Here is a 25423-nt window from a genome sequence, read left to right on the forward strand (position 1 = left end):
CTCATGTGCGGACATCCCGGTGACCTCGTGGGCGGGTCGGCGTACAGATCAGGTGGAGCACCGCGCCGGTGGCGCGCGTCCGGTCCGCCCGGTCCGTCATCCCTTCGCGTCCGTGTCCCGTCCCCGGGATTCTCAGGAGTCATCTCGCGAAGGAGATTTCCGTGACAGCGAAGTCCGCAGCCGCGGCAGCACGGGCCACCGTGTACGGCTACCCCCGCCAGGGCCCCGACCGGGAGCTGAAGAAGGCCGTCGAGGGCTATTGGAAGGGCCGCGTCACCGCCGACGCCCTCCGGGAGACCGCGGCGATGCTGCGCCGGTCCACCTGGCGGCAGCTCGCCGACGCGGGCATCCACGAAGTACCGACGGGCGACTTCTCGTACTACGACCATGTCCTGGACGCCAGCGTCATGGTCGGGGCCGTCCCGCAGCGGCACCGCGAGGCCGTCGACACCGACGCCCTCGACGGGTACTTCGCGATGGCCCGCGGCACCCAGGACGTGGCGCCGCTCGAGATGACCAAGTGGTTCGACACCAACTACCACTACCTCGTGCCGGAGCTCGGCCCCGACACCGTCTTCACCGCCGACTCCGCCAAGCAGGTCGCCGAGCTCAAGGAGGCCGTCGCCGTGGGCCTCGCCGCGCGCCCGGTCCTCGTGGGCCCGGTGACCTATCTGCTGCTCGCCAAGCCCGCGCCCGGCGTGGCCGCCGACTTCGAGCCGCTCACGCTCCTCGACCGGCTGCTGCCCGTGTACGCCGAGGTCCTCGCCGATCTGCGTGCCGCGGGCGCCGAGTGGGTGCAGTTGGACGAGCCCGCCCTGGTCCAGGACCGCACCCCGGCGGAACTCAACGCCGCCGCCCGCGCCTACCGCGACCTGGGCGCCCTCACCGACCGCCCCCAGCTCCTGATCGCCTCCTACTTCGGCAGGCTCGGCGACGCACTGCCCGTGCTCGCCAAGGCGCCCGTCGAGGGCCTCGCCCTGGACTTCACGGAGGCCGCCGCCGGCCAGCTCCAGGATCTCGCCGCCGTCGGCGGGCTGCCCGGCAGGCGTCTGGTCGCGGGCGTCGTCAACGGCCGCAACATCTGGATCAACGACCTGGAGAAGTCCCTGGCCACACTGGGCACGCTCCTGGGCCTCGCCGACCGGGTCGACGTCTCCGCGTCCTGCTCGCTGCTTCACGTCCCGCTGGACTCCACCGCCGAGCGGGACATCGACCCGCAGGTCGCCCGCTGGCTGGCCTTCGCCCGGCAGAAGACCGCCGAGATCGCCACGCTGGCCCGCGGCCTCGCCCGGGGCACGGGCGCCATCACCGCCGAACTGTCCGCCAACCGGGCCGACCTGGCGTCCCGCTCGGGGTCGTCCCTCACCCACGACCCGGCGGTACGCTCCCGCGTCGCCGCCGTCACCCCGTCCGACGCCCGCCGCGCCCACGCCTACCCGGAGCGCGCGGCGGCCCAGCGAGCCCGCCTGGGGCTGCCGCAACTGCCCACGACGACCATCGGCTCGTTCCCGCAGACCACCGAACTGCGCACCGCACGCGCCGACTTGCGAGCGGGCCGCATCGACACGCACGGCTACGAGGAGCGGATCCGCTCGGAGATCCGCGACGTCCTCACCTTCCAGGAGAAGGCGGGCATCGACGTCCTGGTGCACGGCGAGCCCGAACGCAACGACATGGTGCAGTACTTCGCCGAGCAACTCACCGGCTATCTCGCCACGCAGCACGGCTGGGTCCAGTCGTACGGCACGCGCTATGTGCGCCCGCCGGTCCTCGCGGGCGACATCTCCCGGCCCGAGCCGATGACGGTGCGCTGGACCTCGTACGCCAACTCCCTCACCGACCGCCCCGTGAAGGGCATGCTCACCGGTCCCGTCACCATGCTCGCCTGGTCCTTCGTCCGCGACGACCAGCCGCTCGGTGACACGGCGCGCCAGGTCGCGCTCGCCCTGCGCGACGAGGTCAACGACCTGGAGAACGCGGGCACTTCGGTCATCCAGGTCGACGAGCCCGCGCTGCGCGAGACGCTCCCCCTGCGCGCCGCCGAACACGCCGCGTACCTCGACTGGGCCACGGAATCCTTCCGTCTCACCACCAGCGGCGTACGACCGGACACGCAGATCCACACCCACATGTGCTACGCCGAGTTCGGCGACATCGTCCAAGCCATCGACGACCTCGACGCCGACGTCATCAGCCTGGAGGCCGCCCGCTCGCACATGCAGGTGGCCCGCGAACTGGCCGAGCACGGATATCCGCGCGAGGCGGGGCCGGGCGTCTACGACATCCACTCCCCGCGCGTCCCGAGCACGCAGGAGGCAGCGGCCCTGCTGCGCAAGGGACTTGAGGCCATCCCCGCCGACCGGCTGTGGGTGAACCCGGACTGCGGCCTCAAGACCCGGGGCTGGCCCGAGACCCGGGCCTCCCTGGAGAACCTGGTCGCGGCGGCACGCGAGGTGCGGGCGGAGCTGCCCCCACGTCTGTGACCTGAACGCGCGGAACGGGGCGGCCGTTCGAGAGGGAACGGCCGCCCCGTTCCTGGTTGGAGGAGCTCAAGGACGTGCGGGTCACACTGGCGGACATCGACTCGGCATGCCTCCCGTCACTCCGGCGATCGATCCGTACTGGACGTACGGCATGGCGCCCGGCGGCGAGCAGCGTGGGGGCATCTCCTGGATGAGGGGTGGCGAGGAGGTCTCGGCGGCGCACGCCCTGCTCCAGCTCTGTGCGGCCCGGCGAACGCTACCTCCGTACCGTGCTCCACGAGTGGCGGGAGATGGGCCGTCACCCGGGCGAGGCGTGGATAGAGCGGACCATGGCCATCGTGCGCACCAATCATTCCGGCGACACTGCGGGCCCTGAACTCGACCGCCGGATGAATGCGCTCCTGGACGATCCGCCACCCGCGTGAGCCATGCGCGACAACAGCCCGTGCAGCGTCTCCCGCTCCTCCGGGCCGAGCGGGGACAGGAGTTCGTCGGTGACGCCGCGGGCCGCCTCGTGCGACTCGCGCAGGAAGTCGTGGCCCGCCGGGGCGAGGACGACGATGCGACGGCGGCGGTCGTCGGGGGCGGGGCGGCGTTCGACGAAGCCGAGGCGTTCCAGGTCGTCGACCAGGCCGACGATCGCGCTGGGGTCATGCCCGAGCTCCTGGCTCAGCTCGCGCTGCGCCGCGCCCTCCACGGTGGCCAGGTGGCGCAGCAGTGCGTAGTGGCGCAGGCGCAGACCGGATCTCTGGAGCATCGCGTTGAAGAGCTGCCCCGAGCGCAGGCCCAGACGGTAGAGCAGATATCCCGTGTCGCCGTGGAGGCCCCGCGTCCAGGGCGCGCCGTCGTCGACGGTTCCGTCCTCCACGGGCTCGGCGGTGCTCTTCCGACTGGTCATGAGGGGCGCTCTCCCTGATCGGTGGTGCGCGGGCGGCTCTGCTTCCTCTCTTCTGCCCGCCGGCCCATCCTTTTTCGCGCCCCGTCAGGGATTGTTCAGATAGGTGAGGACGGCGAGGACGCGCCGGTTGTTGTTGTCGTCATCGGTGATGCCGAGCTTGCCGAACAGGGACGTCGTGTACTTGCTGATGGCGCTGTCGCTCAGGAAGAGCCGCCGGGCGATGGCCTGGTTGGACAGCCCTTCGGCCATGAGACCGAGCACGGAGTGTTCGCGTTCGGTGAGCCGTTCGAGCAGCCGGCCGGACGACCCGCTGGACAGCAGTTTCGCGATGACGGCCGGGTCCATGGCGGTTCCCCCTGCGGCGACGCGTTCCAGGGCGTCCACGAACTGGTCGGCGTCGAACACGCTCTCCTTGAGGAAGTAGCCGATGCCGCCGGTGCCGTCGGCCAACAGCTCCCGGGCGTAGAGCTGTTCGACGTACTGGGAGAGGATCAGGACCGGCAGACCGGGCAGTTCGGCGCGTGCGGCAATGGCCGCCCGCAGGCCCTCGTCGGTCTGGGTCGGCGGCATCCGCACGTCGACGACGGCGACGTCCGGGCGCCAGGTCAGGAGCGCGTCGAGCGTCTCGGGACCGGTGCCCGCCGTGGCCACCACCTGGTGTCCGCACGCCTCGATCAGGCGGACCATTCCGTCGCGCAGGAGGTAGAGGTCTTCGGCTACAACGATTCGCATGGCACCACTATTCTCATGCGGGTCGGCCCGCCTGCCGGGCTGGTGATCTCCAGGGTGCCGTCGAAGACCGCGAGCCGGCGGCGCAGCCCCGCGAGTCCACCGCCGGGGCGCGCGCTCGCCCCGCCCCGGCCGTCGTCCTCGACGTCCACGACGAGGCCGGTGCCGTCCCACGCGACGGAGATCCGCGCCCGGGTCGCCCGGGCGTGCTTGACCGCGTTGGTGAGCAGTTCCGCGATCCCGAAGTACACGGCGGACTCGATGGGTGGGTCGAGCCGCAGCCGGACGTCGGAGCTGACCGTCGCCTCGACCGGGCAGTCCAGGGCGAGGGCGCGTACGGCGTCGATGAGCCCGCGGTCGTTGAGCACCGGCGGGGTGATGCCCCTGACCAGTTCGCGCAGCTCGGTCAGGGACGTCGTGGCGCCCACCCGTGCCTCCCTCATCAGCGCCCTGGCCTGCTCGGGGTCGCTCTCCATCAGCTTCTCGGCGGTCGCGAGCGAGAGCCCGAGCCCGACCAGGCGGGCCTGTGCCCCGTCATGCAGGTCCCGCTCGATCCGGCGGATCTCGGCGGCCTGCGCGACCGTCGTGTCCGCCCGCTGGGCCGTCAGCTCATCCACCCGGTCCGCGAGGACCATCGCGGCCGACGGCCGCAGGAAACGTGCGGTCACCGGCTCCACGACCCGCCAGGCGTACGGAGCGCTCCCGATGGCCACGGCCAGGCCGACCACCCCGAAAAGGCGTACGCCGAGACCCGGTTGGCCGAGCCCCAGGACTGCCACCGCGGCACCGGCAGGCGGGACGGCCGCGACCAGGCCCGCGGTGAACGGCGCGATCCCCGTGAAGCGCAGGTCACGCCAGTTGGCCGGGTCGCTGCGCCAGATCCGCCACCGCTGGTCCATGAGGGCGTCGCGGCGGGTGCGCTCATAGGAGAAGCCGTTCCACCAGTACCCGGTGGACATCCGCACCACCGGCTCGGCCTGCCGGTACCCGGCCGGAACGACGGTGGCCGTCCACCGCGCGACGAGATGGCGGAAGATCCGGCAGACCGGACGGGAAAGGGCGAGCGATCCCACCATCACCAGCACCACCGGCGCGAGCCACGACCAGGGGTTTCCCGCGCCCCACCAGATACCCAGCGCCACAGCGGCGGCCCACACCGCCGGGACCAGCATGCTGACGCCCACCACCACGCATGCCCGCACGAACCCCGTGCAGGCACCCGCAGCCCACGACACGACCTGTCTCATGACTCTTCCCTCGGCTTCATCACCCCCGGCCGGTCCGGCCCGGTGACTCCACTCTGCACGGCACGGAGCCCGATGCCTCCCAGGTCAGCCATGAAGTGGGTCCAGACCCACCCACCTCTGCGCCCAGGCCTATACGGCGACACGGTTCCTCGTACACGTCGCGGGCATGATGTCGGCCATGACGCACACCGCCCGCCGCATGTTCGAGCTCCTGGAACCGATCTGCCTGGTCACCTTCTTCGCCGACGAGTGCAACGAGGAGCTGGCCGCGCTCGGCCACCGCACCTACTGGGACGGCTACTTCGCCAGCCGGGCCGCGCCGCTGGGGCGGGTTCCCGCGCAGGTCGTGCACGCGGCGTTCTACAACTTCGCCGACGGGGAGGCCGCGCGGCACATCCCGAGCGCGTGGGAGACGATCCCGCCCGAGGCGTCCGTCGCCGCGCGGGAGCGGGGCAGCGCGGCCTCCCTGCGGCGGATCCTCGGCGCCGAACTCGCCGGCTCCCCTGGCCTGGTGCGCGCCGCCGACCTGACCACCAGAGCCGCGGTGAACGCGCCCATGGAGGGCCGGGTGATGTATGCCGGGATGCGCTCCCTGCCGGTGCCGAGTGATCCGGTCGCGCGGCTGTGGCATTCCGCGACCATGCTGCGCGAGCACCGAGGTGACGGGCACGTGGCCGCACTCGTCGGCGCACACATCGGGGGCGCGGAGGCCCACGTGCTCAGCGCGCTGGAGATGGGCATCCACCCGCCGGAATCGTTCGGGCGCATCCATCACCTGCCGAAGGAGCGGCTGGTGGCGGTCATGGACGGCTTGCGCGAACGCGGGCTCGTCGACGCCGACGGGCGGTTCACCGACGCCGGCCGCGAGACCAAGCAACGCATCGAAGCCCTCACCGACGAGCTCGCCGCCCCGCCGTACGACGCCCTGTCCCCCGCCGAGCTCGACGAGCTGGTCACCGAACTCGAACCCATCACCGCGACGCTGGTGGCCGCGGGTTCGCAGTGAGGTGGTCCTCGGCGAGGAGCCCCCGCTGGTGTCAGGGCGAGGGACCGTCCTCGCAGAGCGCCATCGGGATGGCGGCCCTCATGTCGTCGTCCTGGGCGTCCGTCTCACCCGGGAAGACGTTCGCCATGGCCGTGGCTTGCCTGCCGTCGACCGTGACCGCGCCGATCGTCTGGTAGCCGGGTACGCCGCCGTCGTACCCCCGGGCGAGCCCGCCGCACGGCAGCGGGTGGCTCTCCAGGCCGAGGCCGTAGGCCCCGCCGTCCGGGGAGCCGGTGGGCCGGGTGTTCATCATCTGCCGGAGCTGGGCGGGGCGGAGCAGCTTGCCGCGGACGAGCGCGTCCATGAAGCGGTTCATGTCGGCGCCGCTCGAGATCATGGAGCCGCTCGGGCCCGCGAACGTGGGGTTGAGCGCGGTGCTGCCCTTGAGCGGCGCGTCCTTGTGCGTCCGCACGTAGCCGCGCGGGTGCGGGCCCGAAATCCCCGGGGCGTCGCCCGGGACGGACGTCCGGCGCAGGTGGAGCGGTTCGATGACGCGTCGGCGGATCTCCTGGCCGTACGTGTGCCCGGTGACCCGCTCGATGAGCATGCCGGCCAGCAGATAGCCCGTGCTGGAGCAGCGCACGTCGGTGCCGGGCGCGAAGTCCGGGCGGTGGGCGAGCGCGAGGCGCACGAGGTCGCGGGTGTCGTGGTGGGCCAGCGGGTCGTCGATGACGCCCTGCGGCTTGAGGTGGTTGAGGTAGTCGGACAGGCCGCTGGTGTGCTGGAGAAGCCGGCGGACCGTGATCTTCCGCCCGTCGTTGCCGTGGCCGCGGACGACGCCGGGGAGGTAGCGCTCGACCGGCGCGTCGAGGACCACGCGGCCCTCGCCCACCAGTTGGAGCACGACGGTCGCCACGAACGGCTTGGTCATGGAGCCGATCCGGAACCTGCTGTCTGCGCGCACCGGCGTGTGCCGCCTTACGTCCGCCAGCCCACTGGTCAGCACGGTGCCGCCGGACCGGTCCCGCAGCGTGACCAGCGCGCCGGGGCTGCCGTCGGCCGTGGTCAACCGGTGCAGGAGCGCGCGGAGTTGAGGGTGGTCGCCGGTAGCGGACGCGGTGGTCTTCGGCCGCGCCCGGGCGTCGTCGGGCAGCGCGCCCAGGGTGACACCGGCCGTCGCCGCCAGCGCGAGCAGGCAGCCCAACGCTCGCTTGTAGGGGGTCATGTGCGTCCTCGGGTGGGCGAGGCGTGGTGGGCGGGCGGTGCGTCCCCGTCGGGGCCACCGTGTGTGCCCGTCCCTCTGCGTCGTCCCATGGTGGTCGGGGCGTGCGGGGCGACGGGATGGGGCGATCGCCCGGATCCGGGGTGGGGAGAACCCCAGGGACACACCGGCGACGGCACCCTGGGCGGCGGTCTGGTGCGCTGTCCGCTTCCGCCTCCGCTGCCGCTGCCGCTGCCGCTGCCGCTGCCGCTGCCGCTGCCGCTGCCGCAAGGGGACAGCTCCGCCCGCCCCACCGGCTTCCCCGGAAGATCAAGCGGCCGTGCCGGGAACAGTCGGCCCGGCCCGCACTGTTGCATCACCCGAGGGACCGGTGGCGTACGGGGGCGGGGAACACGGGAGACCACCAGGTCGTCCGCCTCGGCCCGCCTCGCCAGGGCCGGGCCCGGCACCGCGATACACCCACCATGCTTGGCACGTGGACCACGACGTAATTTCCGCAGGAGGACTTTCACCATGACCGACCGGCCTTTGACGCTCATGGCAGTACACGCCCACCCCGATGACGAGGCCACCGGGACCGGAGGGGTCCTCGCGCGGTACGCGGCGGAAGGAATCCGCACGGTTCTCGTGACCTGTACCGACGGCGGCTGCGGTGACGGACCGGGGGGTGTCAAGCCCGGCGATCCCGGGCACGATCCGGCGGCCGTGGCCTCGATGCGCCGCAAGGAACTCGAGGCGAGCTGTGACGTCCTGAAGATCAGCGATCTGGAGATGCTGGACTATGCCGACTCCGGGATGATCGGCTGGCCGAGCAACGACGCCCCCGGCTCCTTCTGGCAGACCCCCGTGGAGGAAGGCGCCGCCCGGCTCGCGGAACTCATGCGGCACTACCGGCCCGACGTGGTCGTCACCTATGACGAGAACGGCTTCTACGGCCACCCCGACCACATCCAGGCCCACCGCATCACGATGGCGGCGCTGGAGATGGTCGACCTGACCCCTAAGGTGTACTGGACGACGATGCCCCGCTCGGCGATGCAGCGCTTCGGGGAGACCATGCGCGAGCTCGGTGACATGCCGGAGCCGGACCCGGCCGAGGCCGCCGCGATGGCCGAGATCGGCCTCCCCGACGACGAGATCACCACCTGGGTGGACACCACCGCGTTCAGCGGTCAGAAGTTCGACGCGCTGGCCGCGCACGCCAGCCAGGGCGAGAACATCTTCTTCCTCAAGATGGGCAAGGAGCGGTTCGGCGAGTTGATGGGCGTGGAGACCTTCGTACGGGTCAAGGACGCCACCGGCGCGGCCGAACCCGAGACCGACCTCTTCGCCGGACTGCGCTGATCCCTTGAGATGAACGAGAGCCTGCCAGCGGACGTGGCCGACGTGCTGGCCCCTGTCCTGAACACGGACGATCAGGCGCATGCCGCGCTCCGCAGGCAGGTTCCGTACCTCAGCCGAGGTGACGCTGTCCGCCGCACGTCGCTGGCTGTCTACGCCAGGACAGGAAGCGATGCGAGGCCTCGGACGAGACGAGTGCGCCGCCAGGTCAGTTGATCAGCCGGTACGGCGAGACGGATCCCGGGGAAGCGAGTCAGCACCGCTCTGAGGGCGATCTCCGCTTCGGCTTTGGCCAGGGGCGCGCCGACACAGCGGTGGATTCCATGGCCGAAGCCGAGGTGGGCCGAGGCGTCCCGGTCCAGGTCGAGCAGGTCCGGTGCCGGGAAGCGCTCGGGGTCCCGGTTGGCCGCGCCGAGAGAGACGTGGACCGGGACACCGGCCGGAATCCCGGTACCGCCGAGCGTGAGGTCTTCCGTGGTGAACCGGAAAGTGGCCGTACTCACGGGGGATTCATAGCGCAGCAGCTCATCCAGTGAGGCAGGGACCTCGTCCGGATTCACCCGCAGGCGATTCAGCTCGGCCGGGTGCTGGAGCAGCGCCAGGACGGCGTTGCCGAGGAAGTTGGTGGTGGTCTCGTGTCCGGCCACGAGCAGCAGCACTGCCAGGGAGACCAGCTCCTCCTCGCTCAGCTGATCGCCTCCGTCGCGGGCCGAGATGAGCCGGTCGAGGAGTGAGCCGCCCGGCTCCAGGCGTTTGGCGGCGATGAGGCCCGTCATGTACTCGGCCATCGCGTGCGAGGCGGCGTCGATGACGTCGGGCTCCCCCGCCGCGAACAGCTCCGCGGACCAGCGCCGGACATCGGCCCGGTCCGTCTCCGGAACTCCGAGCAGTTCGCAGATCACACTGACCGGCAGTGGTACCGCCAGGCCGGCCACGAAGTCGAACTGCTCGTCGGCGGGCCACCGATCGAGCAGCTCATCGGTGACGCGGGCGATGAACGGACGCAGTTCCTTGACGGCCCCGGTCGTGAATGCCTTGGTCACCAGCTTGCGCAGCCGGGTGTGCTGGGGCGGATCGCCGGCCAGCATGTTGTGAGCGACGGCAGGGTGCAGGCGACGCCGTGATGCCTTGCCCGCGAAGAAGGCGGCCGTGTCCTTCGAGAGTCGGGCGTCCGCGAGGGCTTCTCGGGCTTCCGCGTAGCCGGTGACCACGTAGCTGGAATGCTTCCCGGAGCCGGCGGGTCCCGTAGATCCGGTGGGCATGGGCTGCACCGGACAGGTGGCCCGCATGGCCGCGTAGGCCGGATACGGATCCCGGAGGAAGCGGGGGTCCTGAGTCGGGTCGGTCATACTCTCAGGCTCCAACTCTCAGGCTCCAACTGGTGCCGCGTGGCCGCCGTCCGCGACACATTTGGGCACGGCCAGCGTAGGCGCGGGCCATCGGAGTCGGACCGGTATGGAGACCGGTCACCGACGCGGACAGCGTGCACTTCGGGGACATCAGTGTGTTTGCCGGGGCTACCGCGGGCGCACGGCGTAGGTCAGGTGCGTCACCCGCGACGACGGCTCCGAACGGACCGGCTCCAGCGCGACCCTGGACGCGTCCACGCCGTCGAACAGGCGGATGCCGGAGCCGAACAGCACGGGTGACAGCGCGATCGAGAACTCGTCGACGAGGCCCGCGTTCACGTACTCCAGGATCGTCGCGCCACCGCCCGCGATGCGGACGTCCCGGTCGCCGGCGGCCTCGCGGGCCAGGTCGAGCGCGGTCTCGATTCCGTCGTTGACGAAGTGGAAGGTGGTCCCACCGGGCCGCTCCCAGGGGTCACGCTTCTCGTGCGTGACGACGAACACCGGCGTGTGGAACGGCGCTTCCGCCGGCCACATCTGCTCGCCCGCGTCGAACATGCGCTTGCCCATCACGCTCGCGCCGGTGCGCTCGAACGTCTCCCGCACGATGTCGTTGTCGCGCCCTTCCTCGCCGCCCCCGCCGAGCTTCAGGTTCTCCCGGAAGAACCGCAGCGGGAAGACCCACTGCTGCAGTTCCATCCACTGCTTCCCCATCAACTCCTCGGAGGTCTCGGGCGCGATGAACCCGTCAAGCGACATCGACACACTGAAGAACACCTTGCCGGCCATCAGCCCTCCGCTCCCTTCGAAACGATCTCGGTGACGTAGTCAGCCAGGTTGCTCAGGGTCTGCCCGCCGGCCTCGATCGCGTGGTACTTCTCGACCGCCTCGTCGCGCAGTTCCTTGGTGGGGAACAGCGTGCGCATCTCGATCCGGGTCGCCTCGCCCTCGGACGCGAACGTGAGAGCCGACTCGAAGGCGTTCGGGTCGTCGCGGGACTCGCCGTGCAGAAACTCGATCCGCTCCGGTGGAGTGAGCTGCGTCCAGGAGATCCACTCCTGGTAGTCCGTCCCGTCCGGGCCGTGCATCACGAAGTCCCACTCCCCGCCGACGCGGAACTCGAACGCCCGCGTGGTGGTGGTGAACCCCTCCGGCCCCCACCACCGTGACAGGTGCCGCACCTCGGTGAACGCCTCGAACACCAGCTCCCGTGGGGCGCTGATGGCCCGGGAGATCACGATCTCGCGGTCGGCCGTCGCCGACTGCGCCGACGCGTGGTCCCGTCCTGTCGCTGCCATCGGTCACTCCTCCTGTTGTGCCTGCTTGAGGTCCTGCACGTATGCGTCAAGCCGGTCGAAGCTCTCGCTCCAGAACTGCTCGAACCCGCCGGTCCACTCGTGGACCGGTCGCAGCCCGCGGGCGTCGAGGCCGTACAGGCGCTGCTTGCCCGCCTTGCGGTCCCGCACCAGCCCGACCTCCCGGAGCACCCGCAGGTGTTTGGACGCCCCCGGCTGGGTCATCCCCAGTTCCTCGGCCAATTCGGTCACCGGCCGCTCCCCCGCCCGCAGCAGCAGGAGGATGTCCCGCCGCTGCGGCTCGGCGATCGCGTTGAAGACGTCCGACGTCGTCGCTGCTCGTGCCATGGCAACATCATATTCCCATATGGGCATGCGTCAAGCGGTGCGGAATCGGGCGCGCCCTGCCGGACGCTTCGAGTCAAGACTTCGAGTCAAGACAAGGACGTTGCCCCGCGCGACGACTCGCCCAGGGGGTGCACAGCAATCGCGATCTTGCCGCGTGGGCGTCCGCGGCCCGCGCCGCCGGAGCCGCCTTCCAGCAGTGCGTGCGCCCGCGCGATGCCGGCCAGCGGCAGCACGGCACCGATCACCGGCCGGAGTCCGCCCTGGTCGACCAGCCGGCCGAGGGCCTCGAGCTTCGCCCGTCCGGGGCTGACGAAGAGGAAGGGGTACGTCGCACTACCGCCGCGACGAGGCGAACATCGCCCGCCTCCTGGAGACTCTGCGCGACGCGTTCTGGGCCCCATGCCGTTCGGTCCTGCCCCTCCCCGTGCCGGCGTCCGCGCCGATCAGCGCACCCGCCCCCGGCGCTTCAGGGGAACCGCCGGGAGTTCCGGGGCTGGAATCCGACCGCCGTCGTACCCCTTCACCTCACCGAAGCGCGAGCCGGCCATCCAGTCCGAGCGGGCCTGTGCGATGTCCTCGTTCGACCGCCCGATGAAGTTCCACCACATGATGAGTTCCTCGTCGAACGGCTCGCCGCCCAGCAGCATCAGATCCGCGTCCGACTCGGCGTGCAGTGGCAGTTCGGTGCGGCCGCAGCCCAGGTACAGCATCGAGCCGGGCAGGACGGGGACACCGTCCACCCGGGTCTCGCCGGACATGCCGAGGACCGCGTACTCGAAGTCGGGGTTCAGTGGCAGGCGTACGTCCGCGTCGCGGGTCAGGGCGAGGTCCGCGCCGACGATCGGGGTGTAGGTCGTACCGGGTGACGTGGTGCCGTCGACCGTGCCCAGGATGAGGGTCGCCGTGAGGCCGGGGGCCGTGACCAGGGGCAGTTCCGCGTGGTGCTCGAAGCGCGGGTCGGTGTTGCGGTGGATGTCGGGCAGCGCCACCCACAGCTGGGCGCCGTGCAGGAGGCGGGCGTGGGACCTGGGACTTTCCTCCGAGTGCGAGATCGCCCGGCCCGAGGTCATCAGGCCGAGCTCGCGGGGGCGGATCGCCTGGAGGCTGCCCGTGGAGTCGCGGTGCAGGACCTCGCCCTCGTGCAGCCAGCTCACCGTCTGCAGGCCCATGTGCGGGTGCGGACCCACCTGCATGCCCGGCTCGTCCGCGATGTCGTCAGGGCCGTAGTGGTCCACGAAGCACCAGGCTCCGACCATGCGGCGTCCCAGGTTGGGCAGCAGGCGGCGGACCTCGGTGGACTCACCGAGCTTGACCTTCCGGGGGCTGAGGAGTTCCCGTACCGGTTCGGCGACGACGAACCCGCGACCGCCGCACAGGGACGGGACCGCCTCGCGATCAAGATTGCTCATGTCGCACAACCTAGACCCGTGGGACACCGACCGTCAGGCGTCCGCCCCGGTCATTCCGGCGGAACCGCCGTATCCGTGTTGACCGATGCCGTCCCGGAGGAGGCAGAGGCGGGGATGGACGTAGGTAGTGGAATATTTAACTACCCGTGCCCGTTGGACGGCTCGAAGGAGGCAAGAGTGGACACGACGTACTACGACCACGGAACCGCGGCGGAGCGCTGGGAGCGCGCGCGGCAGTTCTTCGACGCCAAGGAGTACGCCACGGCGGCGCGCATCCTCGGCACCCTGGCCGACGAGGTACCGGAGCAGGTCGCCCCGCGTCTGCTGCTGGCCCGCGCCTACTACCACTCGGCGCAACTGCGGCGCGCCGAGAGCGAGTTGCGTACGGTCATCGAGCTCGACCCCGTGGAGCGGTACGCCAGGCTGCTCCTCGGCCGCACGCTCGAACGGCAGGGACGGGACACCGACGCGGCCCCGCACCTGCGGATGGCGGCGGCCCTCTCGGGGGACTTCACCGAGGTCTGATCCCGGGAGCGACTGCGTGCACAGGGCGCCGGTGGCACTGACCACCGGCGCCCTGTCAGCCCCACAACGCCTCCGCCAACGCGACGCCCACGAAGACCGCGCCGAGCCCGGCGGCCACACTGGCCAGGACGTTGGCCGCCGCGTAGAACCGGGCCCCGCCCTCGGAGAGCCGCAGCGTCTCGTACGAGAAGGTCGAGTACGTCGTCAGGGCGCCGCACAGGCCGGTGCCCAGGAACAGTTGGGTGTGGGAGGAGGCGGCGCCCGCGACCGTCGCGCCGGTGAGCACGCCGAGGATCAGGCTGCCCAGCACGTTGACGGTGAACGTTCCCCACGGGAACGCGGTGTCGTGCCTGGCCTGCACGGCGCGGTCGGTGAGGAAGCGCAGCGGGGCTCCGATCATCGCCCCGGCCACCACGCAGAGCCAGTTCACCGGCGAGCCCCGCCCCGGCCGGTCACGCCCGCCTCGCCAGGAACAGGCGACGCGTCGCCCATGCCGCGCTCCACACCGCCGCGAGGGCCGCGAGCAGCGTGAGGCCGAGATAGGCCAGGCCCGTGCGGGCGTGGCCGGCGTCCACCAGGCGTTCGATGTCCAGCGCGTAGGTGGAGAAGGTGGTGAAGCCGCCGAGCACGCCGGTACCGAAGAAGGGCCGGAGGAGACGGTGCGGTGTCCGCACCTCGGCGAGGATCACCATGAAGGCACCCATGACCGCGCATCCGATGACGTTCACCAGGAGCGTCGTCGTGGGGAAGGCGCCGGGGACGGTGGGCCAGATCAGGGACGCCCCATAGCGCGCCGACGCGCCGATCGCTCCGCCGACGGCCACGACCGCCACCACGGGCCACACGCCGTTCTCCCTCACCTGAAGATCATGATTGAAGTCATGACTGAAGATCACAGTCAGGCTAACCGCCCTGCGGGGTGTCCCGCAGACCGAGGCGCAGGTGCTCGACGTGGAAGAGCGCCTGGTCGAGGAGTTCGGCCACGTGGTGGTCGTAGAGGGCGTAGATGACCGAACGGCCGCGCCGTTCGCCCGTGATGAGGCCGAGATTGCGCAGCAGACGCAACTGGTGCGAGCAGGCCGACTGCTCCATGCCGACCGCCTCCGCCAGATCGCCGGCCGCGCAGGGGCCCTCCTGCAGACGGGCGAGGATCAGCAGCCGTGAGGGCGTCGCCAGGGCCTGGAGCGTGGCGGCGACGTCGGCGGCCCCCACGGTGTCCAGGCGTTCGCGTGTGGTGGCGGTGCTCTTGTCGTCGACTCCGTGGCCCATGGCGCCATCCTATCGATGACTCATGAAAAGCTGTTCATTCATTCCTGTACGGTGGGGGCGTTGCCGTTCCCCAGCCCGTGAAGGGTTCCTTCGCCATGCCCACTGCCCTGCTCCCCCGCTCCGACCAGGGAACTTCCGCCGGTCCCGGCGGGGCTCCACGCCGCCGCACCCGTGTCCTCGCGCTGGCCGAGGCCCGCTGGGCGGCGGCGGCCACGGCCGCGTTCCTGATCGCGCTGCCCCTCCAGCCGGCCGGGGCTCCCTCATGGCTGTGGGGCGCGCTGTACGCCGTCGCGTACGGTGCCGGGGGCTGGGAGCCCGCGCTCGCCGGGCTGCGGGCGCTGCGCGAGAAGACCCTGGACGTCGATCTGCTGATGATCGTCGCGGCGCTCGGCGCGGCGGCGATCGGGCAGGTGATGGACGGGGCGCTGCTCATCGTCATCTTCGCCACGTCGGGCGCCCTTGAGGCCCTTGCCACCGCGCGCACCGCCGACTCGGTGCGCAGCCTCCTCGACCTGGCGCCCGCCACGGCCACGCGGCTGACCGTCGCGGGCGGTGAGGAGACGGTCGGCACGGCGGAGTTGAAGGTCGGCGACGTCATCCTCGTACGACCCGGTGAGCGGGTCGGCGCGGACGGCGAGGTACTTGAGGGTGCGAGCGACGTCGATCAGGCGACGATCACCGGGGAGCCGCTGCCGGTCGTCAAGGAGGCCGGGGACGAGGTGTTCGCGGGCACGCTGAACGGGGCGGGGGCGCTGCGGGTGCGGGTCGGGCGTGACGCGTCGGAATCGGTGATCGCGCGGATCGTGGCGATGGTCGAGGAGGCGTCGGAGACCAAGGCGCCCACCCAGCTGTTCATCGAGAAGGTCGAGCAGCGGTACTCGCTCGGCATGGTCGTCGCCACGCTCGCCGTGTTCGCCGTGCCGCTGGCGTTCGGCGACGACCTGACCGGGGCGCTGCTTCGGGCGATGACCTTCATGATCGTGGCCTCGCCGTGCGCGGTGGTCCTTGCCACGATGCCGCCGCTGCTCTCGGCGATCGCGAACGCGGGACGGCACGGTGTTCTGGTCAAGTCGGCCATCGTGATGGAGCGTCTGGGGCAGGTCGACGCGGTCGCCCTCGACAAGACGGGCACCCTGACCGAGGGCACGCCGCGGGTGACCGCCGTCCACGCGCTGCCCGGCAGCGGCCTGACCGACGACGGCCTCCTCACTCTCGCGGCGGCGGCCGAGCACCGCAGCGAACACCCGCTGGCCCGCGCGGTCGTGAGCGCGGCGCGCGCTCGCGGCCTGGACCTTCCGCCGGTGGCGGACTTCGCGTCGGCGCCGGGGGTTGGGGTGAGTGCCACGGTCGGGGGCGCGACCGTGGAGGTGGGCGCCCCGGCACGGCTGCTCGGCACCGGGCCGACCGATGGGAGCGAGGACCCGGCTAGCGCCGAAGTCCTGCGTCGGGCAGGGCAGTTGGGCGAGGACGGTCAGACCGCCGTGCTCGTCCTGCGCGACGGGATCCCCGCGGGTGTCCTCGGCGTCGCCGACCGCCTGCGCCCGGACGCCGCGACGACCGTCGCCGCCCTGGAATCCCTCACCGGCACGGCTCCGATGCTGCTCACCGGCGACAACGCGCAGGCCGCGGCCCGCATCGCGGCGGAGGTCGGCATCGACGACGTACGGGCCGGGCTGCTCCCCCAGGACAAGGTCGCGGCGGTGCGCGGGGCGGAGGCCGCCGGGCGCAGGGTCCTGGTCGTCGGAGACGGAGTCAACGACGCGCCTGCCCTGGCCGCGGCCCATACCGGCATCGCGATGGGCCGTACCGGCTCCGACCTCGCCCTGGAGACCGCCGACGCCGTCATCGTGCGGGACGAACTCGCCACCGTGCCGAGGGTGATCGCCCTGTCCCGGCGCGCCCGCGGGCTCGTGGTGCAGAACCTGGTGATCGCCGGAACGTTCATCGCGGCCCTGGTCACCTGGGACCTGCTCGGCAACCTCCCGCTCCCCCTCGGCGTACTCGGCCACGAGGGCTCCACGGTGCTCGTGGGCCTCAACGGGCTGCGGCTCCTACGGGACGCGGCGTGGCAGGGCGCAGGCCACTGAGCGAACGCCCCCGGCCTACGGCATCCACCTTCCCGGCCCACCGGGAACCGCCCGGCAACCTCCCGCCCCGCCCTCGGCACCGTCGGCCACGAAGCCGCCGCCGCGATCGTCGGCCTCAACGGACTACGACTCCTACGAGACGCGGCACGGCAGAACGCACGCCACTGACCGAACGCCCCCGGCCTGCGGCATCCGCGCCGAGCCTTGGGGGCGTCGACCGGGCGGCGCCGCCCACCTCAGGATCCATCGTCCGCCATCCGCCATCCGCCGATCCGTCGACACCCGCAGCCGTCCCCGCCGCGACGACCTGACCGGGCTAGGGTCGACGCGTGAACAGCAGGCAGAGCGAACCGTCCCCCGGGCACCGCGCGATCGTGATGGTCGCCTCGTCCGCCGGTGGCGTTCAGGGGCTGCAGACCCTGCTCGGCGGCCTCGGTGCCGATCTTCCGGCGTCCGTGCTGGTGGCCCAGCACCTGCGCCGCTCCCGGCGCACGCACATCGTCGCCGTCCTGTCCCGCGCCACCGGCCTCCGCGTCAAACTGGCCGACGACGGCGAGCACCCGCAGGCCGGATGTGTCCACATCGCGCCGCCCGACCACCACCTGTGCGTGACCGAGGGCGGCACGCTGGCGCTGACCCAGCAGGGCCCGGTCAATTACGCCCGCCCGGCCGCCGACCCCCTCTTCGAATCCGCGTCGAAGGTCTACGGAACGCAGATCATCGCCTGTGTGCTCACCGGAGCCGACGGCGACGGCGCCCGGGGAGTCGAGGCGGTGAAATCACGTGGCGGGATCGTCATCGTCGAGGACCCCGCCACCGCCGAGTTCCACGGCATGCCCAAGTCCGCCATCGGGACCGGCCAGGTCGACCACGTGCGCCCCGCACAGGAGATCGCGCCCCTCATCCTCCGCCTCCTCCAGCCGGCCCGGAGCTCCTGAGGCAGTTCCTGAAGCACGCGCACGCGGCGGGGCCCGTCACCGCAGTGGTGACGGGCTCCTAGTGGTTCGAGCGGCGCGGGGTCACGCCCCGCGATAGGTCTCCAGTAGCCGCAGCCACACCTCACTGACCGTGGGATACGCCGGGACCGCGTGCCACAGGCGGTCGATCGGCACCTCCCCCGCGATCGCCACCGTCGCCGAGTGGATGAGTTCGCCGACGCCCGGACCCACGAAGGTCACGCCGAGCAGGATCTCGCGGTCGAGGTCGACGATCATGCGCGCCCGGCCTTCGTAGCCGTCCGCGTAGAGCCCGGCACCCGCCACGCCCGCCATGTCGTAGTCCACGGCACGCACCCGGCGGCCCGCGGCTACCGCCTCCGCGAGGGTGAGGCCCGCCGATGCCGCCTCGGGGTCGGTGAAGACCACCTGGGGCACGGCGGCATGGTCGGCGGTGGCCGCGTGCGCGCCCCAGGCGTCGGTCTCCAGGAGCGGCACCCCCTGGGCGCGGGCGGTGATCGCGGCGCCGGCGATACGGGCCTGGTACTTGCCCTGGTGGGTGAGGAGCGCGCGGTGGTTGGCGTCGCCCACCGCGTACAGCCAGTCGCTGCCCTGCACCCGCAGGCTCTCGTCGACCGGCAGCCAGGAGCCGGGGTCCATGCCGATGGTCTCCAGGCCGAGGTCGTCGGTGCGCGGGGCGCGGCCCGTGGCGAACAGGATCTCGTCGGCCTCCAGGGTGCCGCCGTCGCTCAGGGTCGCCGTGACCGTGCCGTCCTCCCTCCGCACGCCCGTGACGGAGACGCCGGTGCGGACCTCCGCGCCCGCTTCCGTCAGCGCCTTGGTGACCAGCTCTCCGGCGAACGGCTCCATGCGCGGGAGCAGCCCGTCATCGCCGCGGACGAGCACGGTGACCTGCGAGCCGAGCGCCTGCCAGGCCGTGGCCATCTCCACCGCGACCACACCGCCGCCGACCACCGCGAGGCGGCCGGGCACGTGGTCCGCGCTGGTGGCCTCGCGGCTCGTCCAGGGCTTCACCTCGGCCAGGCCCGGCAGGTCGGGCAGGGCGGCACGGGTGCCGGTGCAGACCGCCACCGCGTGGCGGGCGTTCAGGGTGTGCTCGGTGCCGTCGGAGCCCGCGACGGTCACCTGTCGTGTTCCGGCGATGCGGCCGTGGCCGCGGTAGAGGTCCACGCCGATCGAGTCCAGCCAGCCGATCTGGCCGTCGTCCTTCCAGTGCGAGGTGTAGTAGTCGCGGTGCGCGAGGACCGCCGCCGCGTCCAGGGGGCCCTGCACCGACTGGCGCAGCCCGGGCACCTTGCGGGCGTCCGCGCGGGCGATGACCGGGCGCAGCAGCGCCTTGCTCGGCATGCACGCCCAGTACGAGCATTCGCCCCCGACGAGTTCGCTCTCCACGATCGCCACGCTCAGGCCGCCCGCACGGGCGCGGTCCGCGACGTTCTCCCCCACTGGACCCGCACCCAGAACCACTACGTCGTACGTCTTCGAATCCGTCATGGAAGCCAGTGTGGTCGCAGGTGTGCGACGTGGCCACATGGGTACGCGCGCGGAACGAGCATCGGGTGAGCGCGTGGAATACGTCCGCCGCCCGGGCCGTTGTGCACAGCGGCTTCGACCGACAGCAGCAGGAAGAGGGAAACACCATGAGCAGCACGACTGTGGAGCTCACCAAGGAAAACTTCGACCAGACGGTCACGGACAACGAATTCGTCCTGATCGACTTCTGGGCGGAGTGGTGCGGTCCGTGCAAGTCGTTCGCGCCCGTCTACGACAAGGTCGCCGAGGCCAACCCCGACATGGTCTTCGGCAAGGTGGACACGGAGGCGCAGCCTGAGCTCGCTCAGGCCTTCGGCATCCAGTCGATCCCCACGCTGATGATCGTCCGCGATCAGGTGGCCGTGTTCGCGCAGCCCGGCGCCCTGCCGGAGGCCGCCCTCGAGGACGTCATCGGGCAGGCCAGGAAGCTGGACATGGACGAGGTCCGCCAGTCCGTCGCCGAGGAGCAGGCCAAGGCGCAGGCTCAGGGGCAGGAGCAGTAAGGAAGACCCACCAGCAGAAGGGTCAGCTCGACTCGCGGTGCACTGCCGTCGCACCGAGCACGTCGTGCACCTCGGGCTCCATGCCCGGGTCACGCACGACCCGGTCGACGAGCTCCGCGAGTTTCTGACCCGACGGCAGCTCGATGCGGACCGTGCTGAGCCGCGGCCGCAGGAGCCTGCCGAGCATCAAGTCGTCGGCGCCGATCATCGCCGTCTCCTCGGGGACGGCGATGCCTTCGTCCTGCAGCGCCCGCATCAGCAGCATCGCGTACTCGTCGTTGTACGTGAACACTCCGTCGACGCCCAGTGTGCGCCAGCGCGCCGCGAGCCGGGCCGCCGACCCCTCGTCGTAGGCCAGGGGCAGATCGGTCACCGTCGCGTCCGTGCCGTGCCGTGCGACGGTGCCGCGGATGCCTTCGGCGCGCGGACGGGCGAAAGGCTCAAGGCCCCGTTCTTCGGGCATCACGACGCCGATGTGCCGGCTGCCGCGCTCCAGGAGGTGGGTGGCGGCGCACTGCCCCACCAGACGCTGGTCCATGAGCAGGGCGTGGGCGCCCTCGGCCCGCTGCGGGCCGATCGTGAAGACGGCCTTGGCGCCCGAGCGCTTCAGGACGCTCACACCGCGCGCACCGAGTCCCGAGGCGTCGGGGGCGAGGACCGCCACCGGGCGCAGCTCGGCCCAGGCGCGGGCCGCCTCCTCGCCGGTCAGGCCGAGGCTGCCGTACTGCACGACGGTGTAGTCGAACCTGCTGAGTGCCCATTGCAGCTCGTTGAAGAACTCGCTGAAGAGCGGGCCCGCCGGGATCTGCGGCGTGGGCATGAGGACCACCCGCGTGTGCCCGGCGCGCAGGCTGCGGGCCGCGGCGTGCGGGACGTACCCCAGTTCCTTGGCGGCCTCGTGGACACGGCGGCGGGTGGGCTCGCTGATGCGGACGGCGCTCGTGTTGTTCAGGACGTACGAGACGGTCGCGCGCGAGACTCCCGCCAGACGCGCCACGTCGGCGCTCGTCGGCACGGAATACTGCTCGGACTGGTGTGCGGTCTTGTTCGGTATCTGCGCCATGGCAGGGCTCATCTTTCCAGACGGTGTGGGCGCGCTCCCAGGCGGGCGCCACAGCGCCACCGGCCTGCGGCGGGGCGCTCACGACCGCCGTGCACGGCGTGAACTGCCCCGCCCACGTACCGCGTTCCTCCCGCGCCGGTTAGCGTGCGTGCACTTGTCCGGCGATCAAAGGTGCCCCACATGACTGTCGACCGTGCCGATGGACTCGCGCGCACCGCTCGCGCGCTGGCCGACGGAGAAGTGTCCTCGCGTGCGCTGACGGAGCGCACGCTGGCGCGGATCGAGGCCTCGCAGCCCGTGCTCAACGCCTTCAAGCTGGTGCGGGCCGAGGACGCGCTCGCCGAAGCGGACGCCGCCGACCGGGAGTTGGCGGCCGGCGGTTCGGGGCGGCCGCTGCTCGGTGTGCCGCTCGCCGTAAAGGACGACACCGACATATCTGGCGAACCAACCGCGTTCGGCTGCCGGGGTGACTTCCCGCCGAAGACGGAGGACGCCGAGTCGGTGCGCCGGCTGCGGGCGGCCGGAGCCGTGATCGTCGGCAAGACCAACACCTGCGAGCTGGGGCAGTGGCCCTTCACGGAGGGTCCCGGCTTCGGGGACACCCGCAACCCGTGGCACACCGGACACACCCCCGGCGGCTCCTCGGGCGGCTCGGCGGCCGCGGTCGCCGCGGGCCTCGTCCCCGCGGCGCTCGGCTCGGACGGCGCGGGCTCGGTGCGCATCCCCGCCGCCTGGACCCACCTCGTCGGGATCAAACCGCAGCGCGGCCGTATCTCGACCTGGCCCTGGCCCGAGTCCTTCAACGGCATCACCGTCAACGGCCCGCTCGCCAGGACCGTCGCCGACGCTGCCCTGCTGCTCGACGCGGCGAGCGGCAACCACAGCGGTGACCTGCACCAGCCGCCCGCCATCAGCGCCACGGACGCGGCGACCCGCGAACCGGGGCGGCTGCGGATCGCCCTCTCCCTGCGCATGCCGTTCACCGCGACCCCCAAGCGCCTGCATCCCGTCGTGCGCCGGAAGGTCATCGTCCTGGCGGACCGGCTCGCCGCGCTCGGCCACGATGTGGAGGAGGCCGACCCGCGCTACGGCCAGATCGGCCTCGACTTCGTGCCGCGCGCCACGGCGGGCATCACCGAATGGGCCCGCGAGATCCCCCACCCGCACCTCCTCGACCCGCGGACCAAGGAGGCGGCGCGCCTGGGGCGCGTGCTCGGCGGCGCCCCGCTGCGCCTGGCCCGCCGCGCGGAAGCAGCCCTGCACCGCCGGGTCGGCGCGATCTTCTCGACGTACGACGTCGTCCTCACGCCCACCACCGCCACTCCGCCGCCGCGCATCGGCACCATGGCCGACCTCAGCGGCTGGCGCACCGACCAGGCCATGATCGCAGCCTGCCCCTACGCGTGGACGTGGAACGTGCTGGGCTGGCCCGGCGTCAACGTGCCCGCGGGCAAGGCGGACGGGGGCCTGCCGGTCGGCGCGCAGCTCCTTGGCCCCGCGGGCAGCGAGCCGCTCCTGATATCGCTCGCCGCACAGCTGGAGGCGGACCAGCGGTGGTACGAGCAGTGGCCGCAGGCCGCCTAACCGGTGGCCAGGGTCCGCCACACCGCCGGGTCCTCGAAGCCGAGGGCCCACAGGACGGTGTGGCGCACGCCGTACTTCCGTAGGATCGGGAGGTGCGCGGCCGTCCCGCGCGCGTCCTGGTACCAGACCGTGCGGCTCTTGCCGCCCTCCTTGTACGTGAAGTGGGGCGTGCTCGACTCGGGGTCGATCCGGTAAGGGGCGCCGACCCGCCGGCGCAGGGCCTCCGCTTCCTTCCAGGTGACGTGCCTGGCGCGGTCGCGGCTGCCGACCTGCCAGTCCCAGCCGTAGCCGGGCAGGCCCATCTCCAGTTTGGCGGCCGGGACTTCGGCGGTGGCGCGGCGCAGGATCTCCTCGTACCAGGCGGGCGACGAGAGCGGGCCGGGTGAGCCGGACGCCCAGTGCTGGTCGTAGGCCATGATGCGCAACCGGTCGGCGGCGGCGCCCAGTCGGCGGTAGTCCCAGACACGCCCGCTGATCCGCGTCTTCGGCGACACCGTGATCAGGCACTGCTTGCGCAGCGCGTGCAGCCGCGCGCACAGGTCGGTGACCATCGTCGCGTAACCCGCCCCCACCTTCTTGTAGGCGGCGTCACCGGTGGGCGCGATGGACTCGTAGTCCAGGTCGATCCCGTCGTACGAACGGCTGCGCACGATCCGCAGGAGAGCGTCGATGTGTTCGGCGCGGCGCGCCTTGTCCGTGACGACCGCCGCGAGCGCTCCCGGCCGCATCCGCTCCATGACGGTCGGCACGACCTTGATGCCCGCCCTGTGGAGTCCGTCGATGACGCGACGCGAGCCCGCCCCGGTGTGGCCCGCCACGCTTCCGGCCGATTTCGCCTCGTACCAGAAGGGGCTGACGGTGTGTAGCTGGCCGGCGTGGCGCAGGGCGTCCTGGTAAGCGGTCTCCTGGTCCCAGTAGGGGAGCCAGCCGGAGACGGTGCGCGGCGGCGGCACGGGTCGGTCGGCGGATTGCGGGAGTGTCGGGGCAAGTGCCGTGCCACAGAGGGCGAGGACGGCGATGACCCGGGCTCGGCTGAGGTGTCGTCGGTGCGCCATGGACCGAGCCTGCGGCCCATCGGGCGGACCCGCCCTGCGGGTTGGGCCAGACAGGTTCTACGGTGGCCCGCGTGACTGCCAACACCGATGACCAGCAGATGTCCGAGCATCCGGGCCGCATGGGCCCCGCCGCGACCACCGAGGCCGAGCCCCGGGAGGTCGGCCGGGTCCAGACGACGTACGCCCCCGCCCACGACGGCGATCCCGACCCCGGCGAGATCGTCTGGACGTGGGTTCCCTACGAGGAGAACGACGGGCGCGGCAAGGACCGTCCCGTCCTGGTCGTCGCCCGCGAGGCGCGCGGCACGCTGCTCGCGGTGCAGCTCTCCAGCAAGCAGCACGCGAACGACAGGGAGTGGGTGCCGATCGGCAGCGGTCCCTGGGACCGCGAGGGCCGTGAATCCTGGGTCGCCATCGACCGGGTGCTTCGGGTGCACGACGCGGGCATGCGGCGTGAGGCGTGCGCGCTCGACCGGATGCGGTTCAACCTGGTCGTGCGGCGGCTCCAGGAGCGCTACGGCTGGCGGTAGCCCCTAAGCGGGCCGAGCCGCGCCCTTGAACCCCGCCCCGAACGCCTCCTCGAAGGCGGCCCGCGTCACCGCGCCGCGCGTACGGTCGAGCACCCCGAACACGATGTGCTCGAAGGACCCGTGGAACCGGCCGCCCTCGTCGAGCGGCACCCGGAACGCGTCCGCCACCTGGGCGGGATCGTTCTGGAAGACCCCGCAGCCCCACGCGCCGAGCACGAGCCGCCGGTAGCCGCAGGCCACGGCGGTCTCCAGGACCCGCTCCGCGCGCCGGGCCAGGGCGGACGGCAGGTCGGCGGCGCGCTCCGGGGACTGGCGCAGCACGACGCCCGCGTTCGGCGCCGCCGAGGTCAGGAAGCCGACCCTGTACGCCTCGTCCAGTAGCCGCCCTCGGTCGTCGCGGAAGACCGGCACGGCCGGGGAGTGGATCACGCGGTCCGTGTAGAACGGGTCGCGGTGGGCGCGGTGGTGGTCGTAGAACTCCCTGACCGACCGCACGCACGTGTACAGCGCCGATGCCCGGCACAGCGCCTCCTCCTGCGCCTGGGCGCCGTTCAGATAGCCGCCGCCGGGATTGCGTGCCGAGGAGAAGTTCAGGACGGCCACCGGGCCCCCTTCCCCGCCCGTCAGGCGGCGCGCGGCCTCCAAGCTGCTCTCCCCGGTGACCTCGACTACCGTGGAGATCAGCTCGGGCGGCGTCACGGACGTCACGTCCAGGGCCGCCGGACCGAACATCCGCGTGCCGGAGCGCGCGGCGTCCACCGCATCCGCTATCACCACCTCGCGGCCCCCCGGAGCGGCGTACCACCCTGCCGCCACGATGTCCTCGGTCTGCGCGGCGATGCCACGCAGTCGCGCACTCATGCCCGCTCCCCCGTTCCGACCACTGCTGTCCTGTCCCCCGTCTCGCACATGAACGCATCGTGAGCTCTCGGCGTCCCCCGCCGCAACAGAATTCGATGGCACCGATTTGGCCTTAGGGGCACTCTTGTGCGATTGGCCGACAGGGTCTTGG

At 71.9% G+C, this 25423-nt stretch carries 25 protein-coding genes and 2 pseudogenes; 10 read left to right on the plus strand and 17 right to left on the minus strand.

All coding sequences use genetic code 11. The annotated features are described in order from the left end of the window. Positions 1–161 precede the first annotated feature (161 nt). Positions 162–2483 (plus strand): 5-methyltetrahydropteroyltriglutamate--homocysteine S-methyltransferase, encoded by a 2322-nt coding sequence (metE, locus tag OG302_RS06220; protein WP_371525804.1) that lies wholly within the window; start codon positions 162–164, stop codon positions 2481–2483. 349 nt (positions 2484–2832) lie between these two features. Here metE and OG302_RS06225 read toward each other — a convergent pair whose 3' ends face one another. From OG302_RS06225 to OG302_RS06235, 3 genes are all read right to left on the minus strand, one after another. Continuing rightward, positions 2833–3381, minus strand: a complete 549-nt coding sequence (locus OG302_RS06225; protein WP_371525805.1) for a MarR family winged helix-turn-helix transcriptional regulator — start codon at positions 3379–3381, stop codon at positions 2833–2835. A gap of 84 nt (positions 3382–3465) precedes the next feature. Then, on the minus strand, positions 3466–4113 hold the full coding sequence (locus OG302_RS06230; protein WP_371525806.1) for a LuxR C-terminal-related transcriptional regulator: 648 nt from the start codon (positions 4111–4113) through the stop codon (positions 3466–3468). Then, on the minus strand, positions 4098–5357 hold the full coding sequence (locus OG302_RS06235) for a sensor histidine kinase (protein ID WP_371525807.1): 1260 nt from the start codon (positions 5355–5357) through the stop codon (positions 4098–4100). The genes OG302_RS06230 and OG302_RS06235 overlap by 16 nt, the downstream gene beginning before the upstream one ends. A gap of 178 nt (positions 5358–5535) precedes the next feature. On the opposite strand from OG302_RS06235, the gene OG302_RS06240 reads away from it, so the two are divergent. Beyond that, a complete protein-coding gene (locus tag OG302_RS06240) occupies positions 5536–6363 on the plus strand; it encodes a MarR family transcriptional regulator (RefSeq protein ID WP_371525808.1) in 828 nt (275 codons plus the stop codon). A gap of 31 nt (positions 6364–6394) precedes the next feature. Here the strand turns inward: OG302_RS06240 and OG302_RS06245 are convergent, their stop codons facing one another. Beyond that, on the minus strand, positions 6395–7567 hold the full coding sequence (locus tag OG302_RS06245; RefSeq protein ID WP_371525809.1) for a serine hydrolase domain-containing protein: 1173 nt from the start codon (positions 7565–7567) through the stop codon (positions 6395–6397). A gap of 510 nt (positions 7568–8077) precedes the next feature. Here OG302_RS06245 and OG302_RS06250 point away from each other — a divergent pair. Continuing rightward, positions 8078–8908 (plus strand): PIG-L family deacetylase, encoded by an 831-nt coding sequence (locus OG302_RS06250; protein WP_371525810.1) that lies wholly within the window; start codon positions 8078–8080, stop codon positions 8906–8908. Positions 8909–9057: 149 nt separating this feature from the next. On the opposite strand, the gene OG302_RS06255 is transcribed toward OG302_RS06250, so the two are convergent. The 5 genes and pseudogenes from OG302_RS06255 to OG302_RS06275 all read right to left on the minus strand — a co-directional run. Beyond that, the gene (locus OG302_RS06255) at positions 9058–10254 is read right to left on the minus strand and encodes a cytochrome P450 (RefSeq protein WP_371525811.1); all 1197 of its coding nucleotides are present in this window, start codon (positions 10252–10254) and stop codon (positions 9058–9060) included. Between the two features lie 168 nt (positions 10255–10422). Continuing rightward, positions 10423–11043, minus strand: a complete 621-nt coding sequence (locus OG302_RS06260; protein ID WP_371525812.1) for a dihydrofolate reductase family protein — start codon at positions 11041–11043, stop codon at positions 10423–10425. Further along, positions 11043–11552 carry an SRPBCC family protein gene (locus OG302_RS06265; protein WP_371525813.1) on the minus strand — a complete coding sequence of 170 codons (510 nt, stop codon included), beginning with the start codon at positions 11550–11552 and terminating at the stop codon, positions 11043–11045. Before OG302_RS06265 ends, OG302_RS06260 begins: the two co-directional genes overlap by 1 nt. 3 nt (positions 11553–11555) lie before the next feature. Beyond that, positions 11556–11897: an ArsR/SmtB family transcription factor gene (locus OG302_RS06270; protein ID WP_371525814.1), complete on the minus strand. Its 342-nt coding sequence runs from the start codon at positions 11895–11897 to the stop codon at positions 11556–11558. 86 nt (positions 11898–11983) lie between these two features. Then, positions 11984–12238, minus strand: a pseudogene (locus tag OG302_RS06275) (zinc-binding dehydrogenase); the annotation flags it as partial. Here OG302_RS06275 and OG302_RS06280 point away from each other — a divergent pair. Continuing rightward, positions 12208–12288, plus strand: a pseudogene (locus tag OG302_RS06280) (transcriptional regulator); the annotation flags it as partial. The pseudogenes OG302_RS06275 and OG302_RS06280 overlap by 31 nt on opposite strands. Before the next feature lie 52 nt (positions 12289–12340). On the opposite strand, the gene OG302_RS06285 reads toward OG302_RS06280, so the two are convergent. Beyond that, entirely contained in the window at positions 12341–13306 is a 966-nt protein-coding gene (locus OG302_RS06285) for a pirin family protein (RefSeq protein ID WP_371525815.1), read from the minus strand. Positions 13307–13483: 177 nt separating this feature from the next. On the opposite strand from OG302_RS06285, the gene OG302_RS06290 reads away from it, so the two are divergent. Then, entirely contained in the window at positions 13484–13831 is a 348-nt protein-coding gene (locus OG302_RS06290) for a tetratricopeptide repeat protein (protein WP_371525816.1), read from the plus strand. A gap of 55 nt (positions 13832–13886) precedes the next feature. Here the strand turns inward: OG302_RS06290 and crcB (OG302_RS06295) are convergent, their stop codons facing one another. Genes crcB (OG302_RS06295) through OG302_RS06305 form a run of 3 tightly spaced genes read right to left on the minus strand, consistent with a single transcriptional unit; the run spans position 13887 to position 15100 of the window. Continuing rightward, complete coding sequence (gene crcB, locus OG302_RS06295) at positions 13887–14261, minus strand: fluoride efflux transporter CrcB (RefSeq protein WP_371525817.1); 375 nt, start codon at positions 14259–14261, stop codon at positions 13887–13889. A 22-nt stretch (positions 14262–14283) separates the two neighbouring features. Further along, complete coding sequence (gene crcB / locus OG302_RS06300; RefSeq protein ID WP_371525818.1) at positions 14284–14691, minus strand: fluoride efflux transporter CrcB; 408 nt, start codon at positions 14689–14691, stop codon at positions 14284–14286. Positions 14692–14734: 43 nt separating this feature from the next. Continuing rightward, positions 14735–15100: an ArsR/SmtB family transcription factor gene (locus tag OG302_RS06305; protein WP_371525819.1), complete on the minus strand. Its 366-nt coding sequence runs from the start codon at positions 15098–15100 to the stop codon at positions 14735–14737. A gap of 95 nt (positions 15101–15195) precedes the next feature. Here OG302_RS06305 and OG302_RS06310 point away from each other — a divergent pair, with 95 nt between their 5' ends. Both OG302_RS06310 and OG302_RS06315 read left to right on the plus strand, forming a co-directional pair. Next, positions 15196–17187 carry a heavy metal translocating P-type ATPase gene (locus OG302_RS06310; RefSeq protein WP_371525820.1) on the plus strand — a complete coding sequence of 664 codons (1992 nt, stop codon included), beginning with the start codon at positions 15196–15198 and terminating at the stop codon, positions 17185–17187. A 329-nt stretch (positions 17188–17516) separates the two neighbouring features. Continuing rightward, the gene (locus OG302_RS06315; RefSeq protein ID WP_371525821.1) at positions 17517–18125 is read left to right on the plus strand and encodes a chemotaxis protein CheB; all 609 of its coding nucleotides are present in this window, start codon (positions 17517–17519) and stop codon (positions 18123–18125) included. Positions 18126–18206: 81 nt separating this feature from the next. Here the strand turns inward: OG302_RS06315 and OG302_RS06320 are convergent, their stop codons facing one another. Then, the gene (locus OG302_RS06320; RefSeq protein WP_371525822.1) at positions 18207–19637 is read right to left on the minus strand and encodes an NAD(P)/FAD-dependent oxidoreductase; all 1431 of its coding nucleotides are present in this window, start codon (positions 19635–19637) and stop codon (positions 18207–18209) included. A gap of 146 nt (positions 19638–19783) precedes the next feature. On the opposite strand from OG302_RS06320, the gene trxA reads away from it, so the two are divergent. Beyond that, a complete protein-coding gene (trxA, locus tag OG302_RS06325) occupies positions 19784–20179 on the plus strand; it encodes a thioredoxin (protein ID WP_361831509.1) in 396 nt (131 codons plus the stop codon). A gap of 22 nt (positions 20180–20201) precedes the next feature. Here the strand turns inward: trxA and OG302_RS06330 are convergent, their stop codons facing one another. Then, positions 20202–21242: a LacI family DNA-binding transcriptional regulator gene (locus OG302_RS06330; RefSeq protein ID WP_371525823.1), complete on the minus strand. Its 1041-nt coding sequence runs from the start codon at positions 21240–21242 to the stop codon at positions 20202–20204. Positions 21243–21422: 180 nt separating this feature from the next. On the opposite strand from OG302_RS06330, the gene OG302_RS06335 reads away from it, so the two are divergent. Continuing rightward, entirely contained in the window at positions 21423–22826 is a 1404-nt protein-coding gene (locus OG302_RS06335; RefSeq protein WP_371525824.1) for an amidase, read from the plus strand. Here the strand turns inward: OG302_RS06335 and OG302_RS06340 are convergent. Then, positions 22823–23881 carry a glycosyl hydrolase family 18 protein gene (locus OG302_RS06340; protein ID WP_371525825.1) on the minus strand — a complete coding sequence of 353 codons (1059 nt, stop codon included), beginning with the start codon at positions 23879–23881 and terminating at the stop codon, positions 22823–22825. The genes OG302_RS06335 and OG302_RS06340 overlap by 4 nt on opposite strands. Before the next feature lie 71 nt (positions 23882–23952). Here OG302_RS06340 and OG302_RS06345 point away from each other — a divergent pair, with 71 nt between their 5' ends. Further along, positions 23953–24411 (plus strand): type II toxin-antitoxin system PemK/MazF family toxin, encoded by a 459-nt coding sequence (locus tag OG302_RS06345; RefSeq protein WP_371525826.1) that lies wholly within the window; start codon positions 23953–23955, stop codon positions 24409–24411. Between the two features lie 3 nt (positions 24412–24414). Here OG302_RS06345 and OG302_RS06350 read toward each other — a convergent pair whose 3' ends face one another. Further along, positions 24415–25272, minus strand: a complete 858-nt coding sequence (locus OG302_RS06350) for a TIGR02452 family protein (protein ID WP_371525827.1) — start codon at positions 25270–25272, stop codon at positions 24415–24417. Between the last annotated feature and the right edge of the window lie 151 nt (positions 25273–25423).

The organism is Streptomyces sp. NBC_01283, from assembly GCF_041435335.1.
Classification (GTDB): domain Bacteria; phylum Actinomycetota; class Actinomycetes; order Streptomycetales; family Streptomycetaceae; genus Streptomyces.